Source organism: Nocardia sp. NPDC057668 (genome assembly GCF_042799795.1).
Classification (GTDB): domain Bacteria; phylum Actinomycetota; class Actinomycetes; order Mycobacteriales; family Mycobacteriaceae; genus Nocardia.
Map to the genome: position 1 here is coordinate 249104 of NZ_JBHVIC010000001.1, position 17298 is coordinate 266401.

Below are 17298 nucleotides of genomic sequence, written 5' to 3' on the forward strand. Positions count from 1 at the left end.
CCAACGTTGACAGCTCCTACTGTCCGCGTTAGCGTAACCGCCGCCACACTGTCGACGACGACAAGGGAGTTTGCTATGCCCCAACGCGAGACCGATTTCGACGTATTGATCGTCGGCTCCGGATTCGGCGGCAGTGTCACCGCGCTGCGTTTGATCGAGAAGGGTTACCGGGTCGGTGTCCTGGAAGCCGGTCAGCGCTATGCCGATGACGAACTGCCCGAGACGAGTTGGGATCTGCGCAAATTCCTGTGGGCACCCAAATTGGGTTGCTATGGCATTCAGCGTATTCACCCCTTGCGCGATGTGCTGATTCTGGCGGGCGCGGGCGTGGGCGGCGGTTCGCTCAATTACGCCAACACCCTCTATGTGCCCCCGGCCCCGTTCTTCCAGGACGCGCAATGGCGCGACATCACCGACTGGCGTGCCGAACTCATGCCGTACTACGACCAGGCCAAGAAGATGCTGGGCGTGGTGCAGAACCCGCACATGACCCCCGCGGACGAGGTGTTCAAGCAGGTCGCCGAGGACATGGGCGTCGGTGACACCTTCGTGCAGACCCCGGTCGGGGTGTTCTTCGGCGAACCAGGCAAGAAGGTCGCCGATCCGTTCTTCGGCGGCGTGGGCCCCGAGCGCACCGGCTGCATCGAATGCGGCGAGTGCATGACCGGCTGCCGGCACGGCTCCAAGAACACCCTGGTCAAGAACTATCTGTACCTCGCGGAAAAGGCGGGCGCGCAGATCGTTCCGCTGACCACCGTGTCCGCGGTGCGCCCGCTGCAAGATGGCACCTGGGACGTGGAGACCGTGCGCACCGGCGCCTGGTTCCGCAAGCAGCCCAAGGTCTACACCGCCGGGCACGTGGTGCTGGCCGCCGGAACGCGCGGCACCCAGCAGCTGCTGTTCGCGATGCGCGATCAGGCGGTGCTGCCGGATCTGTCCTCGCGCCTGGGCGTGCTGACCCGCACCAATTCCGAGTCCATCGTGGGCGCGGCCACCCGCAAGGTGGATCCGAACCGGGACTTCACCCGCGGGGTCGCGATCACCTCCTCGATCCATCCCACCCCCGACACCCATATCGAGCCGGTGCGCTACGGCAAGGGCTCCAACGCCATGGGCCTGCTGCAGACCCTGATGGTCGACGGCGGCGGGCGGGTGCCGCGCTGGCTGCGGTTCCTGTGGACGGTGCTGCTGCACCCGCTGACGCTGCTGCAGTTCCTGTCGGTGAAGAACTGGAGCGAGCGGACCATCATCGCGCTGGTCATGCAGAACCTCGACAATTCGATCACCACGTACACCAAGCGCGGGCTGTTCGGGCGCACGCTGACCTCCAAACAGGGTCACGGCGAACCGAATCCGACCTGGATCCCGGCCGGCAACCAGGTCACCCGCGCGGTCGCGGACAAGATCGGCGGCGTGGCGGGCGGCTCGTGGGGCGAGGTGTTCAACATTCCGCTGACCGCGCACTTCCTGGGCGGAGCGGCGATCGGGGCGGACGCGCACACCGGTGTCATCGACCCCTACCACCGGGTGTACGGCTACCCCACGCTCAGCGTGGTGGACGGTGCGGCGGTGTCGGCGAATCTGGGTGTGAATCCGTCACTGACCATCACCGCGCAGGCCGAACGCGCGGCGGCCATGTGGCCCAACAAGGGTGAGCTCGACACCCGCCCGGCCCAGGGCAGCGCCTATCAGCGCATCGCGCCGGTGCAGCCGAATCAGCCGGTGGTGCCCGCGAGCGCGCCCGCGGCACTGGTGCTGCCGATCATCGAGATCCGCACCCCCACCACCGAATCCGCGTAGGGCCCGGCCCGATCCGAGCATGCCCCGCTGTCACACCCGGGCGGTGTGCGGTGGGGCATCGCCATTGTTCGTGCCGCCGGGTCGTGTATGCACCTGTCGCACGGGGTCGCCGTCCCGTGCGAACGGGAGTCAGCCCGCGTGTATGTGCGAGAACCCCATGGGTGAGGTCGGGGGCGGAACCGCCCCGACCGGCGCCCGGAATTCCTGCAGCGCGGGAAGCACATCCACGTGCCGGGCCGCGTAGCAGCGCACCTGCGGCAGCGCGTGCGCCACCTCGCTGCGCTCGAGCGGTTCGGAGTCGATGTACCCGACCTGGTCCAGGCCCACGCCCAGGGTCTGGGCGATGCGGGTGATGGCGGCTGACTTCCGCCCCCACCCGACTTCGATCATCGCGAAACGATCGTGCAAGCCGTGCTTGCGCAATTGCGCGACCGTCCACTCTCCTTCACCGCGACTGGCCACCGCGTGCATGACGCCGCGTTCGCGCAGCAGGCGCAACGATCGCACCGCCTCCGCACGCAGCGCCCCATCGGTGGAGTCGCACACCACTCCGTCCCACAGGGAGTTGTCCACCTCCCAGACAAGACATTTCACTGTCGGTGAGTTCATCCTGCCCCTACATCGATCCAGCCACCCCATGCCGTGCGAACACGACCGCGGGCACGACAACCATTCGGTAACCACGGTTGCGCGACGGCCCCCATTTTCGAGAACCGCCCCGCGCGTGACATCGTAGGTGCCGTCTGGGTCAATGCACCAGCGCTAGCAAATGCGAGACAATTACGTTTCAATGGCCGAGATCGATTCCCGATCATCCGGTTATCGCTGGTAGCTTCCGCCTCGGCACGGTTCGCAGCAGTGGAAGGGGGCCGAGCCCATGGGGCCGCGCTGGAAACTATCGGGTGGCTTGGCCGCGTTCGCGCTGGTGCTGGCCGGTTGCGGGGCGGCGGAGGAATCCGCGCCCATCGTCATCGGCTCACTGGACTCCTCGTCCGCGGCGCCCGCCCCCGCGCAGGCGCCCACCACCGTGGCGCGCAGCGCGCCCATCGCCGCTCCCCCGACCCCGGCGACCCCGGCGGTGGATCCCTTCGCCGATCAGGCACTCATCGAACGCACCGAGTGGACCGAGGCGATCGACGGCACCCGGCTGCTGGTGTTCCCGACCCAGGCCGGGCGCAAGGACACCTTCCCCACGGCTGGCGAGCGCGCGTGGCAGGAGGTGCTCGGTCTGTCCCCCGACGCCGATACCCCCGGCATGCGCGATCAGTTCATCTGCCACTGGGAGTGGGCGCGGGTGGTGGCGCCCAACAAGACCAGCTGGAATCTGGAGCCGTGGCGGCCCGCGGTGGGCTATCAGGAGACGGTGAACACGCTGTGCAATCCGGGCGGGCCCGAACGCTGAGCGTTCGTTGCCCGCGGTAACGAGAGAGCGTCGGCGAAAACTCTTGCCCGCGAGAACCTTCGAGCCGTTCGGCAATTGTGGGTATCGTTGGTGACGTCCAGCGCGAACTCCTCGGAGGGAGAGGCACGTTGCGCTCCCGTGTGCCTGACTCCACTGCCGGGTCTCTCGCCCGGAGCGCGGGGCTGCCCCGGCACCTGTTCCCGGCCCTGACCGAATGCGCCGAGGTGTACCTCGATTCCGCTGCCACCACCCAGAAACCGCGACAGGTCATCGAGGTGGTCGAGCGCTATCACCGCGAGCGCACCGCCAATGCCGGGCGCGGCACCTACCCGTGGGCGAGCGCGGTCACCCGCGAGGTCGAGGGCGTGCGCGAGCGCATGGCCGGATTCGTGGGCGCCGCACCGGATGAGGTGGTGTTCACCGGCGGTTCCACCGCGGCGCTGAACGCGGTGGCGCTGGCGTGGGGGCTGGCGAATCTGCGTGACGGCGACGAGATCCTGTACAGCCCACTCGATCACGCCTCGAACGTGTACCCGTGGGTGCAGTTGTGCGGGGTGCTGCGCGGATTCGGGCGCACGGTGCGAGCGGTGCCGTACCGGGTCAATGCCATGGGCGAGGCCGACATCGCCGATATCGAGGCCAAGATCTCCCCGCGCACCCGGTTGATCACCGTCGCGCACCTGCATCACGTGTTCGGGGCTCTGAGCACCCTCGAGGAACTGCGCGGGCGCATCGATCCCGGTATCGCGCTGTGTTTCGACTGCAGTCAGAGCGGCGGGCATCTGCCGGTGCGGGTGGACGAACTCGGCGCGGACTTCGCGGTGTTCGCCGCGCACAAGATGTTCGGGACCACCGGAACCGGGGTGCTGTACTGCGCCCGGCGACGGCACAGCGAACTCATTCCTTTTCTACCGGGAGGCAATTCCGGTGTCTCCCTTGTAGATTCGAACCTCATGCCCGGACCGATGCCGCAGCTGCTGGAAGGCGGAACGCCGAACATCGCGGGCATTCTCGCACTCGGGGCCGCCCTGGACCTGCTCGAAGAGGTCTCACCGGAGGTGATCCACGCGCACAATCTCGCCCTGACCCAGCGCCTGTTCACCGCACTGCGCCCCGTGCCCGGACTCGAGTTCCTGCCCGGCCCGGCCTACGCCCCGTGCGAGACCGGCTACGGCATAGCGTCGTTCACCCTGGAGGGGATCAGCGCCGGGGATCTGGGTTTCGTGCTCGGCGAACTCGGTTTCCTGGTGCGGGCCGGGGCGCACTGCGTGCCCGAGGCCCGTGAGATCGGCGACACCGACTCGGTGCGCGTGAGCACCCACCTCTACACCACCGACGACGAGATCGACCGGTTCACCGACTGCGTCACCACGATCGCCGAGGAGGTCTCTCGACCATGAACGGTCAACCGCCCCGCTACGAACGCCGCGCCGCCTCGCGCGTGCTGGCCGCCCTGGCTCGCCCCGGACTGTGCGCGGAGGCCATCGCGCCCCCGGCCCGGCGCATCGAGTACACCCGCACCGACATGGTCACCGAGCCGGGCTCGCACCTGACCCTGTCCCAGCGGTTGTACCTCGAGCGGTACATGCGCCCGTGCCGCGCCGAACAGGTCGTGAGCGCCACCCATCGCATCGTGTGGACCGACAGCGACGGCATTCCCAACACCGGGCACATCCGCACCGGCGGGCTGGGGCCGATCGTGCCCATCGCCATGCGCGAGACGGTCCTGGCGCTGTGGCACGCCCTCGAGGCCGATACCGGACTGGCGCAGCGCATCTCGGGCCTGAGCGCGCGCGATCGGGCCGTGCTCGAGGGCACCACCACCGACCACGAACCCCTGGACATCTTCCGGGTCGGCATCGAGGCGACCGGGCGGGCGCTGGCCCAGCACGCGCTGCTGGCACGCTGGACGCCCTACCGCACGGCGAACGAATTCGCGGTCGGCATGCGCGATTCGAGCATCTACAGCGCGGTCGCCACCCGCTGGTACTGGGAGCTGCAGGCCTCGAGTTACCGGCGCGGCATGATCGCGGCCGGGCTGACCACCCAGCCCGACGGCACGGTGCGCTATTCACTCGAGACGGTGGCGACCCTGCGCGCGATGAAGGACGCCACCATCGAGGACGCGCACCGGGTGATGCGGCGCGCGACGCTGGTGGAAAAGCTCACGGTGGCCGAGGCGATCGCCAAGTACCACGACGAATTGGATGTGATCTCACGCCAGTACGCGCTGCTGCCCCCGGGCACGCGCCCTGCCTGTCTGGCCGCGATGCCGCATCAGATCGACGGCCAGCACTACAGTCTGCTGCCGCTGGTGGCCGATGCGTTCACCGAGCTGTTCACCGTGATCACCGAACGGCTCACCCTGGCCGAGACCCCGGCGCTGCCCGGGGCCGAGAGCGGGGAGCTGACGGCCGAGGATCAGGTGTTCTCGGTGCCGGACATGAACTGCAAGCACTGCGTGCGCACCATCACCGGGGTGCTCGAGTCGATGGGGATCGCGGTGCACGAGATCGACCTGCTGAGCAAGCGGGTGGTCGCGGAGTTCCGCAGTCCGCGCAACCGCCATCGCGCGTTCGAGGCGTTGCGCGACAGCGGATACAACCCGGCCCAGGGCTCGCCCGCGCCCGCGGCCACCGAATCGGCCGTATGACCGCACCGATGCCGCCGGGGCTGCCGGCGCAGATCCATCCGCTGGTGCGCGCGTTCCTGAGCGGGCCGGGCGGGGCGCGCGAGGTGGTGGCGCGCTTCGGCTCCCCCGCGCATCTGGTGTTCCCTCAGGTGTTCGCGGACAACCTGGACCGGTTGCGCGCGGTGCTCGAGGCCCGGCGCGCGCGGTATCGGATCTGCTACGCGCACAAGGTGAATCATTCGCGCGCGTTCGTGCGCACCGCCGAGCACGCCGGGATCGGCATCGACGTGGCCTCCCCGCAGGAGCTGGCCAGCGCGCGCGGGGCGGGGTTCGCGTGCGCGCGCATCGAGGTCACCGGGCCCAAGGGTGAGGATTTCCTGCGCGCGCTGACCGCGACCGGGTCCGCGATCAACGTCGACAACGTGTGGGAGCTGGGGCGGGTGGCCGAGCTGGCCGGCGGGCGGGCGCCGATCCCGGTGCTGGTGCGCGTGTGCGGGATCCCCGGCACCCCGGTGAGCCGGTTCGGGGTGCCGCTGGATCGGGTGGACGAGGTGTTCGAGGTGCTCACCGCGCGGCGGGACCGGATCGCCTTTCGCGGGTTCGCCTTTCACATCGATTCCGGGGAGCCCGGTGAGCGTCTGCGCGCGGTGGAGGCGTGCCTGGAATTGACCGAACGCGCCTACGCGCACGGGCTCGCACCCGCCGTGCTGAACATCGGCGGCGGATTCCGGCAGGTGTTCACCGCCGACGCCGCCGCCTTCGACGCCTACGTGATCGCGCTGCGCGAATCGCTGCTGGGGCGGGGTGAGCCGATGGCGTGGGGCGGCAACACCTTCGGGTTCCATCTCGACGGCGGCGCGGTGCACGGCACCCCGGTCTTTCACAAGTACGCCAACACCGTGCCCGCGGACCGCATGCTCGCCGATCTGCTCGATGCCGGGCTCGAGGCGCACGGCGGGCGCAGCTTCGCGCAGGTGGCGGCGGAGAACCTGCTCGAGGTGTGGCTCGAGCCCGGTAAGGCGCTGGTCGATCACGCCGGAATCACCGTGGCGCGGGTGGAATTCGTGAAGGAGACCGCGGACGGCAGCGTCCTGGTCAATCTGGATCTGAGCCGGGACACCGTGACACCGGCCGATCAGGAGGTGATGGTGGATCCGCTGCTGGTGCCCGCCGCCGAGCCCGCGGACCCCGCCCCGCTGGGGGTGTACCTGGCCGGGCGGTTGTGCCTGGAACGCGATCTGATCACCAATCACAAGGTGTGGCTGCCCCATCGGCCGCGGCCCGGGGATCTGGTGGTGTTCCCCAACACCGGGGCCTACCACATGGATTTGTCGGCCGCGCGTGCGGCGATGCACGCGCTGCCACCCAAACTCGCGGTCTGGCACGAGGACGGCGCGGGATTCCGGGTCTGCCCCGATGAGCTGTACGAGCCGCGCGCGGAGCTGTCCGCCGAGGGGGCCTCGGTCCCGGGGCACGGGGTGCACTGATGCGCTACGACCACATCACCGAACTCATCGGCAACACCCCGCTGCTGCGCCTGGATCCGGCAGTGCACGGGCTGGCGCACGTGGAGCTGTACGCGAAGCTGGAGTCCTGCAATCCCTTCGGCTCGGTCAAGGACCGGGTGGCATGGGGCATGATCCGCGACGAACTCGACGACATCGTCGCGCGCGGGCAGACCCTGATCGAGGCCTCGAGCGGCAATACCGCCAAGGCGCTGCGCATTCTGGGCGCGATGCACGGGGTGGGCCTGCGCGCGGTCACCAACCGCATCAGGGTCACCGAGGTGCGCGAGCTGCTGCAGGTGTTCGGCACCGATATCGAAGAGCTGCCCGGGCTCTCGGAATGCCCGGACCCGACCGCGCCGAACGATGTGTACTCGGTGATCGACGCGACCATGGCGCGGGCGCCGGGGGCCTGGCATCACCCCTCGCAGTACACCAGTGAGAAGAACATCGAGGCCCATCACGAGGGCACCGGGCGCGAGATCCACGAGGATCTGGCGCGCGACGGCATCACCCGGGTGGACTATCTGATCGGCGGGCTGGGCACCACCGGGTCCACGCGCGGGACCGCGACGTTCCTGCGCAAGCACAATCCCGAGTTGCGGACCGTGGCGGTGGTGTCCGAGCGCGGTGACTTCATTCCCGGGATCCGCTCGGAGACCGAACTGTGGGACGTGGGGTTGTTCCAGCCCGACTTCTACGACCGGATCATGGCGGTGGAGGCCGGGCGCGCGGTCGACGCGACCCTGGATCTGGCGACCGGGCACGGGGTGCTGGCCGGCCCGACCAGCGGGGCGACCTACGCGGCGGCGCTGGAACACCTGGGGGCGCTGGAGCATTCGGGCGAGCGGCCGCTGATCGCGGTGTTCATCGTGTGCGACCGGATCGAGCCGTACCTGTCCTACATTCGCAAACGCCGCCCCGAGTTGTTCGGGCGCACCGGACGTCCCGCGCCCCCGGCCGCCCCGGAGCTGGCCGCGGTTCCCGCCCTGACCCCGGACGCGCTCGAGACCCTGGACCGCGAGCAGCGCCCGACGATCGTCGACACGCGCGGGGCCATGGCCTACCGGATCGCGCACGTGCCGGGGGCGATCAACATCCGCGACGATCAGCTCGAGGACATGTTCGCCCACGGCATCCCGTTCTCGCGCTCGCGCCCAGTGGTTTTCGTGTGCCCGGTGGGTGAGTTGTCGGTGCGCTTCGCGGCCCTGGCCCGGCGCGCGGGGTACGAGGCGTTCAGCCTGGCGGGCGGGATCGCGGCCTGGCGCGATGCGGGCAAGGCGATGGAGTCCGCCCCGCGCAACGGCTGATCGCGCACTCGGGCACTCGGGCACCCGCGTCGCATCACCGGGTGCGCGGCGCCGACGTCGAGTGCCGGTGCGCGATCGACGGCGGCGGGCGCGCACCAGGGCGGCCGCGTCGGGCTCGAGGAGCCCGCAGCGGGTATGGCCCGGTGTGCATCGGGGGCGGTCCGGGGTTCGGGGCGGTCGAATCGGGGTGGGCGCACCGGCCGGTCGGTTCGCGGGGTGGGCGGGCGTGCTGGCACGATGTGATCTCGTGGAATGGGCATTGGGACTGGTCGTGCTCGTGGGGGCCGCGGTCGCGCTGGCGGCGCTGGCCCGCCGGATCGGGGTCGGTGAGCCGTTCGTGCTCACCGTGGCGGGGGTCATCGGCTCCTATCTGTGGTTCGTGCCGGAGTTCGACATCGAACCCGAGCTGGTGCTGCTGGGGTTGCTGCCCCCGCTGCTGTACACCACCGCGATTCGCACCTCGCTGATCGACTTCCGGCCCAAGAAGGTCTCCATCACGCTGCTGTCGGTGGGGCTGGTGCTGTTCACCACCTTCGCGGTGGCCGGGGTCGTGGTGTGGCTGCTGCCGGTGCCGTTCGCGGCGGCGGTGGCCATCGGCGCGGTGGTGGCCCCGCCGGACGCGGTCGCCGCGACCGCGGTGGCCCGGCGCGTGGGCATGCCGCGGCGGCTGATCACCCTGCTCGAGGGCGAGTCGCTGTTCAACGACGCGACCGCGCTGGTGACCCTGCGGACCGCGATCGCGGCCATGGCGGGCACGGTCACCATCTGGGAGGCGGGCGGGGATTTCCTGGGCGCGGCCGGCGGCGGCGCCCTGATCGGCGGCGCGGCCGCGGCGTTCCTGATGTTCCTGCGCCGGCGCATCACCGACCCGGTCCTGGATACGAGCGTGTCCCTGCTGGCGCCGTGGATCGCGTATCTGCCCGCCGAGCGCTTCCACGCCTCGGGGGTGATCGCGGTGGTGACCTGCGGGCTGATCCTGGGGCACGGCGCACCGCGCTGGCAGTCCGCGGCCTCGCGCATCGCCGAGCAGACCAATTGGCGCACCATCCAATTCATTCTCGAGAGCACGGTGTTCCTGCTCATCGGGCTGCAGGTGCGGCACATCTTCGAGGACGCCTGGAACAGTGACCTGCCGCATTCCACGCTGGCGATCACGTGCGTGGCGGTGCTGGCCACGGTGATTCTCTCGCGCCCGATCTGGATGTTCCCGGCCACCCATCTGGCCTGGCGGATCGAGGGCCGCAGGCACGGAGCACAGCGCCCGCACTGGAGCGGGCCCGCGGTGCTCTCGTGGGCGGGCATGCGCGGGGTGGTGACCCTGGCCGCGGCGCTGCTGCTGCCCGCGGACACCCCCGAGTTGGCCACGCTGGTGTTGCTGGCGGTCGTGGTGGTGGCCGGAACATTGCTGCTGCAGGGGCTTTCGCTGCCGCTGCTGGTGCGCACGCTCGACATGCGCGGGCCCAGCCGGGCCGAGGACCTGTTGCAGGAGGCGAATCTGCTGCAGCAGGCCACCACCGCGGGCCTGGCCGCGCTCGAGGCCAACATCACCCCCGAGACCCCGCCCGAGGTGGTGGACGCGCTGCGCCATCGGGTCGAGTATCGGGCGCGCTCGGCGTGGGAGTTGCTGGGGCGCTCGGAATCCCAGCGGGTCACCCCCAGCGGGGAGTATCGGCGCCTGCGTTTGGCGATGCTGGGGGCCGAACGCGAAACCATTCTGCGCGTGCGCGATTCGGGCGTGGTCGATCACGAGGTGCTGCAGGAGGTGATGGCGACCCTGGATCTCGAGGAATCGACCATCGACCGGGTCCTGGACACCGACGGCGACGACGGGGAGCTGCTGACCGCCCCGGTCACCGCGGGCTGTGAGCATCTGCGCGCGGCGCCGCGGACCGCGGTGCCCGATCTGCCCGACGCGTGCGCGGAATGCCTGGCCGAGGGGCTGGTGTGGGTGCACCTGCGCATGTGCCTCGAGTGCGGGCACGTGGCCTGCTGTGATTCCTCGGTCGGCAATCACGCCACCAAGCACTTCCATCACACCGGGCATCCGGTCATGCGCAGTGTGGAGCCCGGGGAATCGTGGCGCTGGTGCTATCTGGACGAGCAGCTCGGCTGAGGCGGCGATTGCGGCTCGATAGCAAGAGATCACCAAGTGTGTTGCGCGGCAATCGATTACCGAACGAGTAGTCCCATTCCGGGTGTGCCGGTGCCGAAATGCGCCGACACTGGCGTATACGCGCCAGTGTCTTCGCGCGTTTCCACCGGCATTTCCCAAAGGGGATGATCGCAATGATCCGGTACCGCACCTCCGTATTCGCCGCCGGTCTCGCCACCCTGGCCGGGGCCCTGGTCCTGACCGCGCCGGGCGCGAGCGCTCAAGTGTGGCGGGTGGACGTCTCGGCCGGGACGTCCATCGGACTGGGCACCTCGCAGTACGGGGCGGGCTGCTCGTACACGGTCACCGTGCAGGGCCGCCCGGGTGATGCGGCCTGGTTCTACGACATCGAGGGTTACGGCACGTTCAGTCCGCAGACGGTGGTGATCGGCACGGACGGGCGGGCCTCGACCTCGTGGACGCCGCAGGCCGCCGGGTGGCATCGGATCTACGCCGATTCCTACTACGGCAGCGCGGCCACGGGCTCGATCACGGTGGGGACCGGGATCAATCTGGGTAGCGCCTGCGTGGTGGTGTGAGGGGTGCGTCCCGGTGTTCGGTGCCGGGTGTGCGCACACACCCGGTTCCGGGCACTACCCTGGGCACGGTGCAGACAGGCCAGCCCTCCCCCGACGCCGAACCCCGCATCTGGGGTGGAACCACGCTCACCGAACGCCGTGAGGCGCGCCGGGTCGCGCTGCTCGAGGCGGCACTGGATCTGATCGGGGAATCGGGGGCGGGCGCGGTGACCATGCGGGCGGTGTGCCGGCGGGCCAATCTCACCGACCGGTACTTCTACGAATCGTTCGCCAGCCGCGACGAACTCCTGGATGTGCTGTATCGGCAGATCGCGGAGGAGTTCCTCGAGCCGATGACCGCGTTCGCGGTCGCGGACGATCCCACTCGCGATCGCGCGCTGTCGCAGGTGCTGGTGGACAAGGTGCTGCAGGATCCGCGCAAGTCGCGACTATTTCTGGTGGAGCCGTATTCCTCGACCGGGCTGGGGCAGACCACGATCGCGGTGATGCCCGCGTTCACCCGGCTGATCCAGGATCATCTGTTCGCCCATATCCAGGATCCGACCCGGCGGCGGCTGGCCGCGGTGACGATGGCCAGCGGGAACGCGGGCATGTTCTCGGCCTGGCTGAACGGGACGCTGCGCGCGAGCCGCGAGCAGATCGTGGATCACCTGGTGCAGACGATCGCTGCCTATCGCGGGATCTACCGCTGAGCGGTGTTCGCGGTGCCTCGCCGAGGCGCGGCGGCGGTCGGATCGACCCACCTCGCGGCTGAGCGTCGCCGCTCCACGCGCGAGTGCCCAGGGTCGCCGCGCCGGTCCCGACGACCCTGGGCATTCGCGAGCTCATTGATGCCGCCGGAGCGGTACTCGTGGCCGTCCGCGAGGTTTCTCAGCCGCGGCGCAGGCGCAGCATCGAGGTCGCGCCGTGCTGAAATTCGAACTCGACCGGGACGCGCTCGGCGCGCACGCCGTCCGCGGCCAGGTCCAGGCTCAGTGCGTCGATGAGGTCCTCGCACGAGCCGCCGAGGTAGTCCACGAGCGGGAACACGCGCACCTGTCCGGCGCTGACCCGCAGCAATTCGCGCAGGGCCGCCAGGTGGAAGTCGTAGTCCAGGCGGTCGGCGTAGGTGAACAGCAGATGTGAGCTGAGCACGAGATCGAAATGCGCGTCGGGGAAGTCGAGTTCGGGCAGCAGGCCCGCCCGGTACCGCCGCGGATTCGAGTCCAGGTCGGCCAGGAAGCGGGCCGCGGCGCGCTCTCGAATCGCCTGGTGCCCTGCGATATCGCCGTAGAAGTCCCAGACGAACCGCTCCGGATGGGCGGTGGCCCACCCGGTGTTCTCGATCGCCCCCAGCACCTCGCGCCGCAGCCGTTCACCGCCCATCGCGTACACCGGGTCGACCGCGATCACCTCGGCCCCCAGCACCCCCGCCTCGGCCGCGAAACTCGATCCCCCGCCCGGGCAGTCCAGGATCCGCCCCCGCACCTGCCCGTCCTCGAGTCCGAACATGGCTCGGTACTCGTCCAAAGACCGTGCGGTGATCACGTATTCACCCGCCGGTATGGTCCCGTCCTCCTGCTCCATACGCGCACCGTACGCAGCACCCCACCCGTCCGGCGAACGAATTTCCGGTCCGTGACCGAACACGATGCGCACCCCTGCATCGACCGCCTACCTCGCAGCAGACTCCGTCTACATGGATCCCTTCGTGATGGCGATGATCGTGCGGCTCTTGCTCTCGCTCTTGACCGTGAGCGTGGTACTGCCGTCGACGGCGGTGCCGCCCACTGCACCGAGCTTCTGGCGCAACGGGTTTCGCGAGGTCGTGCCGATGCCGACATCGCGAGAGCAGATGCGCCAGCCCCACGCTCCCGTGCCGGTGGGTGCGCCGGATCAGCCTGGGCCGGCACGATCTGTGCCGGTGTGATCGGACGGCGGTGGCCGGGGTCTGTCGGTGCGAGGGCACGGCCGGTCCAGTACCGGGAATTGCGTGCCAGGCCGGTGGCCGGTGTGGGGACGAGGTGCTCAGGGGCTTTTCGGGGTGGGGGTGCTGTCGGCGGCGGCGGGGCGGGGGCCGGAGACCGTCGGCGGCGGCGGAGGGTCCAGGGACAGGCGGAGTTTGGGTAGGGGGTCCAGGCGGTCGGGGCCGGGTGGGGACCAGAGGGTGCGGTGCCATTCGAAGTGCAGGTGGGGGGCCACGCCGCCGTTGGTGGCGGGGTCGGGGTTGATGTAGCCGATCCGCTGGCCGGGGCGCACCTGCTGGCCGAGCGCGACCTCGCGCACGATGTGGCCGTAGACGGTGGTGCCGTTGCCCTGCTGGGAGGGGTGGTCGATCACGACCCATCCGGCGGGGTCCGGGCCGCCGAATCCCGCTGCGGGCCCGGCGAATACGACGGTTCCCCCGCCGGTGGCGTAGACCGGGCGCCACGCGGATCCGCCCGGAAACCCGAAGTCCGCGCCCCAGTGGAATCCCCCGTCGCGCGGGCCGAACCCGCTGGTGAGCACCCGCCCCCGCTCGAGCGGCCAATATCGCGGCATGTTCCAGCTCCCCTCGGCTCGATGCTCGCCCACCTGCCCCGGCGCGATGCCGAGACGGCGTTCTCGCCCGATCTCGTTCCGCGCCAGCGTGATTCATTCTCCCTCGCCCGGCGGGTAACACCTCCACTATGGCAGGATTGTCCGCCGAGGTCACCGGGTCACCGCAACGACGATCGCGTACCGCCGGCAGGCGCGGTGGACCGCATCCTGCGTGGTCGGAACTGTCGCCGAGCGGGCGCGACTCGTCGCCTCGGCGGCCGGAGCATCCGCCGGTTCGCAGTGCCGGACCGCCACCGAGCCGGGTGGTCGCGACCAGGCATTGTCCGGCGCGAACGATCGGCACCGGGGTACACCGACGTCGAGACAGCCGGGTCGCCGTCGATTGCGCAACCGGGCCGACGGGGCCACGGCGTGATCGGCCGCGCACGTGCGGTGAGGCATCGCGACGCCGCATCGGCGTTTCGGTTGCCACATAGTCGCTGCTTGCCTGGCCGGGTTCGGGCGGTGAGACGCTGGTGACCGCGACTCTCGGCGGCGTCCCCGGCCCGGTGGCCGGTTGCGACCCACGCCACATCGGGTTGCGCGCGGCGGTGGCGGGGGTGTTTACTCGCTGACGCAAGGTGCCGTCGTTAGCTGAGGCTCCTCCGCGGATACAGGCCGGCGACCCCAAATGTCGAGAGACGCCCCGGGTCAGGACAGGTCTCCCCGAGCTAAGGGGTGATCCCGACCGGCTCCCACGCCTGGTGCGATGGGTTTACGCCGTGGAGTGCCAAAGGTCTTACGAGGGGTGGTGTCCTTTTCCGGCGACTATCGCCGTTCCCACCCTCTGGCGCGTGCGCGCAGTCGAGGAGGTGGTTGTCATGCCCGGTGGATTGGACTCTGTTCCGTTAGCCAATCGTTTACCAGGCGTCTCCTCCGTGTCTCGTGGTCTGCTCGTGTGCCGGCCCTGACGTGCGGTGTGGAGTGCGCCGGCCTCTAGGTGGAGGGCGTCATGACCACGTGGGAAATGCTGCTCCGGCTCGGCACGGGTGTCGGGTTGGGTGCGGTGATCGGGTTCGAACGGCAGTATCGGGCCAGGATGGCGGGGCTGCGCACCAACGCGCTGGTCGCCGCGGGCGCGACGCTGTTCGTGCTGTTGTCCGCGCACGGGTTCAACGGTGGTACCGCTGATCCGACTCGTGTTGCGGCACAAATTGTTTCGGGTATCGGATTTCTGGGCGCGGGGGTGATCCTGCGCGACGGGTTCAATATCCGCGGATTGAACACCGCGGCCACGCTGTGGTGTGCGGCGGCGGTGGGTTCGCTCGCGGGTGCGGGCATGTATTCGACCGCGGTGGCGGGCGCGTTCGTGGTCGTGGTGGTCAACACCGCGCTGCGCAGTGCGGCACGGGCGGTGGATCGCCCGCTCACCGACGGGGTGGGCACCGATTCGCTGTACGCGTTCACCGCCGCGACCGATGACGCGCACGAGGCGCATGTGCGGGCGCTGCTGGTGCAGTCGCTCACGCGCACCGATTTCCGGCTGGTCTCGATCTCGAGTCATGACACGGTCGCCGGCCGGGTCGAGGTGCGTGCGGAGTTGACCGGTGATCGCCGCGACGACCGTCAGATGGAGTCGGCGGTGAGCCGGTTGAGTCTCGAGCCGGCGGTGACCAGCGTCGGGTGGCGGATCGTGCCCGAGCGGGAGGAGCAGGCGTGAGCACCACTTTCCCCTCGCGCGGGGTGCTCGACCGCCCGCGTTCACGCTGGGCCGATATCGCGGTGTTCGCCGGTGCGGCGGTGCTGATCTGGGTCGCGGTGCGGGTGTCGGCGGGCATGGATGTGCCCTTCGACGCCGCGTCCGCGCCCGCGAGCATCGACACCGATCCGGCGTCGCTGCCGTACTACGCGGCGCGTTCGCTGCTGCGCATGATCATCGCGCTGGGGCTGTCGCTGGTGTTCACGTTCGTGTTCGCCACCGCCGCGGCGCGCCTGCCGCGCGCGGACAAGATCATGCTGCCGCTGCTGGACATTCTGCAGTCGGTGCCGATCCTGGGTTTCCTGGCGGTCACCGTCACCGGGTTCATCGCCCTGTTCCCGGGCTCGTCGCTGGGGTTGGAGGCGGCCTCGATCTTCGCGATCTTCACCTCCCAGGCGTGGAACATGGCGTTCGCGTTCCACCACAGTCTGATCTCCCAGCCCCGCGAGCTCGACGAGGCGGCCCGCAACCTCGGACTCTCACGCTGGCAACGGTTCTGGCGGGTCGATGTGCCCTCGGGCATGTTCCCGCTGGTGTGGAACGCAATGATGAGTTTCGGCGGCGGCTGGTTCTTCCTCACCGCGGCCGAGGCGATCAGCGTCAACAACCGCGAGTACGTGTTGCCGGGCATCGGCTCCTACGTGGCCGGTGCGACCGCCGAGAGCGACACCGGCAAGGTGCTGTGGGCGATCGTGGCGATGATCGTGATGGTGGTCGGGCTCAACATCATGTTCTGGCGCCCGATCACGGTGTGGGCCGAGCGATTCCGGGTCGAGGACACCGAGGCCGCGCACGCCCCGCGCAGCCTGGTGCGGGATCTGTTGCGCCGCTCGCACATTCCGGCTCTGCTGGGCCGCGCGTTCGGGCCGCTGGTGTATCCGCTGGATCGGGTGATGCGCGTGTTCGGCCTGGCCGAGCACCGGCTGTGCGTGCCCGCGAAACGCCGGCGGGCCAACGACATCGCGTTCACGACGGTGGTGAGCGTGGCCCTGGGCATCGGATCGTTGCTGATGCTGCGCTACATCCGCGACACGGTCGGGTTCGGTGAACTCGCGCACGCGGCGCAGCTGGGCGCGATCACCCTGCTGCGCGTGATCGTGCTGCTGATCGTGGCCACCGCGGTCTGGGTGCCGATCGGGGTGTGGATCGGCTTGCATCCCAAGGTGTCCCGGATCGCGCAGCCGATCGTGCAGGTGCTGGCGAGTTTCCCGGCGAACTTCCTGTTCCCGCTGGTGACCGCGGTGCTGGTGGCCACCGGGGCGAGCCTGCAGTGGGCGGGCATCGTGCTGATGGCGCTGGGCGCGCAGTGGTACATCCTGTTCAACGTGATCGCCGGGGCCGCGGCGGTGCCCAACGATCTGCGCGAAGCCGCGGCCGATCTGCGCCTGCCGCGCCGATTGTGGTGGCGCAGGCTCATTCTGCCCGCGATCTTCCCCAGCTATGTGACCGGCGCGATCACCGCCGCGGGCGGGGCGTGGAACGCCTCGATCGTGGCCGAGATCGTGGAGTTCGGCCCCACCACCCTGGTCGCCACGGGCCTGGGCGCCTATATCGCCGAGGCCACCACCGCCGGGGACGCCCCGCGCATCCTGGTCGGGGTGCTGGTGATGAGCGCGTATGTGGTGGGCATCAATCGAATTTTCTGGCGGCGCCTGTACGCACTGGCGCAACGCCGCTACTCGCTGTAGAAGGAGACGCTC

15 protein-coding genes and 1 riboswitch are annotated in these 17298 nt (G+C 69.7%); of the genes, 12 read left to right on the forward strand and 3 right to left on the reverse strand.

Features of this window, described 5'->3' with window-relative positions; all coding sequences use genetic code 11:
- Positions 1–75: 75 nt before the first annotated feature.
- Complete coding sequence (locus ACFVBH_RS01240) at positions 76–1800, forward strand: GMC family oxidoreductase (protein ID WP_354985599.1); 1725 nt, start codon at positions 76–78, stop codon at positions 1798–1800.
- A 129-nt stretch (positions 1801–1929) separates the two neighbouring features.
- On the opposite strand, the gene ACFVBH_RS01245 is transcribed toward ACFVBH_RS01240, so the two are convergent.
- Positions 1930–2373, reverse strand: a complete 444-nt coding sequence (locus ACFVBH_RS01245) for a hypothetical protein (RefSeq protein WP_354985598.1) — start codon at positions 2371–2373, stop codon at positions 1930–1932.
- A gap of 334 nt (positions 2374–2707) precedes the next feature.
- On the opposite strand from ACFVBH_RS01245, the gene ACFVBH_RS01250 reads away from it, so the two are divergent.
- The 8 genes from ACFVBH_RS01250 (at position 2708) to ACFVBH_RS01285 (ending at position 12032) form a co-directional block, all read left to right on the forward strand.
- On the forward strand, positions 2708–3202 hold the full coding sequence (locus tag ACFVBH_RS01250; RefSeq protein WP_378998696.1) for a DUF2599 domain-containing protein: 495 nt from the start codon (positions 2708–2710) through the stop codon (positions 3200–3202).
- Positions 3203–3342: 140 nt separating this feature from the next.
- Positions 3343–4602: an aminotransferase class V-fold PLP-dependent enzyme gene (locus ACFVBH_RS01255; RefSeq protein WP_378998697.1), complete on the forward strand. Its 1260-nt coding sequence runs from the start codon at positions 3343–3345 to the stop codon at positions 4600–4602.
- Positions 4599–5855 (forward strand): heavy-metal-associated domain-containing protein, encoded by a 1257-nt coding sequence (locus tag ACFVBH_RS01260; protein WP_378998698.1) that lies wholly within the window; start codon positions 4599–4601, stop codon positions 5853–5855. The genes ACFVBH_RS01255 and ACFVBH_RS01260 overlap by 4 nt, the downstream gene beginning before the upstream one ends.
- Complete coding sequence (locus ACFVBH_RS01265) at positions 5852–7321, forward strand: decarboxylase (protein WP_378998700.1); 1470 nt, start codon at positions 5852–5854, stop codon at positions 7319–7321. Before ACFVBH_RS01260 ends, ACFVBH_RS01265 begins: the two co-directional genes overlap by 4 nt.
- Positions 7321–8649, forward strand: coding sequence for a pyridoxal-phosphate dependent enzyme (locus ACFVBH_RS01270; protein WP_378998702.1), 1329 nt, complete (start codon positions 7321–7323; stop codon positions 8647–8649). The genes ACFVBH_RS01265 and ACFVBH_RS01270 overlap by 1 nt, the downstream gene beginning before the upstream one ends.
- Before the next feature lie 247 nt (positions 8650–8896).
- Positions 8897–10762 (forward strand): Na+/H+ antiporter, encoded by a 1866-nt coding sequence (locus ACFVBH_RS01275; RefSeq protein WP_378998704.1) that lies wholly within the window; start codon positions 8897–8899, stop codon positions 10760–10762.
- A gap of 164 nt (positions 10763–10926) precedes the next feature.
- On the forward strand, positions 10927–11340 hold the full coding sequence (locus tag ACFVBH_RS01280) for a hypothetical protein (protein ID WP_378998706.1): 414 nt from the start codon (positions 10927–10929) through the stop codon (positions 11338–11340).
- Between the two features lie 68 nt (positions 11341–11408).
- Entirely contained in the window at positions 11409–12032 is a 624-nt protein-coding gene (locus ACFVBH_RS01285) for a TetR/AcrR family transcriptional regulator (protein ID WP_354985590.1), read from the forward strand.
- A gap of 178 nt (positions 12033–12210) precedes the next feature.
- Here ACFVBH_RS01285 and ACFVBH_RS01290 read toward each other — a convergent pair whose 3' ends face one another.
- Positions 12211–12906: a hypothetical protein gene (locus ACFVBH_RS01290; RefSeq protein WP_378998708.1), complete on the reverse strand. Its 696-nt coding sequence runs from the start codon at positions 12904–12906 to the stop codon at positions 12211–12213.
- Between the two features lie 112 nt (positions 12907–13018).
- On the opposite strand from ACFVBH_RS01290, the gene ACFVBH_RS01295 reads away from it, so the two are divergent.
- Positions 13019–13249, forward strand: coding sequence for a hypothetical protein (locus tag ACFVBH_RS01295; RefSeq protein WP_378998710.1), 231 nt, complete (start codon positions 13019–13021; stop codon positions 13247–13249).
- Between the two features lie 98 nt (positions 13250–13347).
- Here the strand turns inward: ACFVBH_RS01295 and ACFVBH_RS01300 are convergent, their stop codons facing one another.
- Positions 13348–13860 carry a M23 family metallopeptidase gene (locus ACFVBH_RS01300; RefSeq protein ID WP_378998712.1) on the reverse strand — a complete coding sequence of 171 codons (513 nt, stop codon included), beginning with the start codon at positions 13858–13860 and terminating at the stop codon, positions 13348–13350.
- Positions 13861–14478: 618 nt separating this feature from the next.
- A riboswitch (M-box (ykoK) riboswitch) is annotated at positions 14479–14656 on the forward strand.
- Between the two features lie 195 nt (positions 14657–14851).
- Here ACFVBH_RS01300 and ACFVBH_RS01305 point away from each other — a divergent pair.
- The gene (locus ACFVBH_RS01305) at positions 14852–15559 is read left to right on the forward strand and encodes an MgtC/SapB family protein (RefSeq protein ID WP_378998714.1); all 708 of its coding nucleotides are present in this window, start codon (positions 14852–14854) and stop codon (positions 15557–15559) included.
- On the forward strand, positions 15556–17286 hold the full coding sequence (locus ACFVBH_RS01310) for an ABC transporter permease (protein ID WP_378998716.1): 1731 nt from the start codon (positions 15556–15558) through the stop codon (positions 17284–17286). Before ACFVBH_RS01305 ends, ACFVBH_RS01310 begins: the two co-directional genes overlap by 4 nt.
- The last annotated feature ends 12 nt before the right edge of the window (positions 17287–17298 follow it).

What these genes read in the sequence shown, in the direction of transcription:
- ACFVBH_RS01270 (WP_378998702.1), top strand. Translation starts at nt 7,321, where the DNA reads ATGCGCTACGACCACATCACCGAACTCATCGGCAACACCCCGCTGCTG.
- ACFVBH_RS01290 (WP_378998708.1), bottom strand. Translation starts at nt 12,906, where the DNA reads ATGGAGCAGGAGGACGGGACCATACCGGCGGGTGAATACGTGATCACC.
- ACFVBH_RS01305 (WP_378998714.1), top strand. Translation starts at nt 14,852, where the DNA reads ATGACCACGTGGGAAATGCTGCTCCGGCTCGGCACGGGTGTCGGGTTG.
- ACFVBH_RS01265 (WP_378998700.1), top strand. Translation starts at nt 5,852, where the DNA reads ATGACCGCACCGATGCCGCCGGGGCTGCCGGCGCAGATCCATCCGCTG.
- ACFVBH_RS01300 (WP_378998712.1), bottom strand. Translation starts at nt 13,860, where the DNA reads ATGCCGCGATATTGGCCGCTCGAGCGGGGGCGGGTGCTCACCAGCGGG.
- ACFVBH_RS01295 (WP_378998710.1), top strand. Translation starts at nt 13,019, where the DNA reads ATGGATCCCTTCGTGATGGCGATGATCGTGCGGCTCTTGCTCTCGCTC.
- ACFVBH_RS01260 (WP_378998698.1), top strand. Translation starts at nt 4,599, where the DNA reads ATGAACGGTCAACCGCCCCGCTACGAACGCCGCGCCGCCTCGCGCGTG.
- ACFVBH_RS01240 (WP_354985599.1), top strand. Translation starts at nt 76, where the DNA reads ATGCCCCAACGCGAGACCGATTTCGACGTATTGATCGTCGGCTCCGGA.
- ACFVBH_RS01280 (WP_378998706.1), top strand. Translation starts at nt 10,927, where the DNA reads ATGATCGCAATGATCCGGTACCGCACCTCCGTATTCGCCGCCGGTCTC.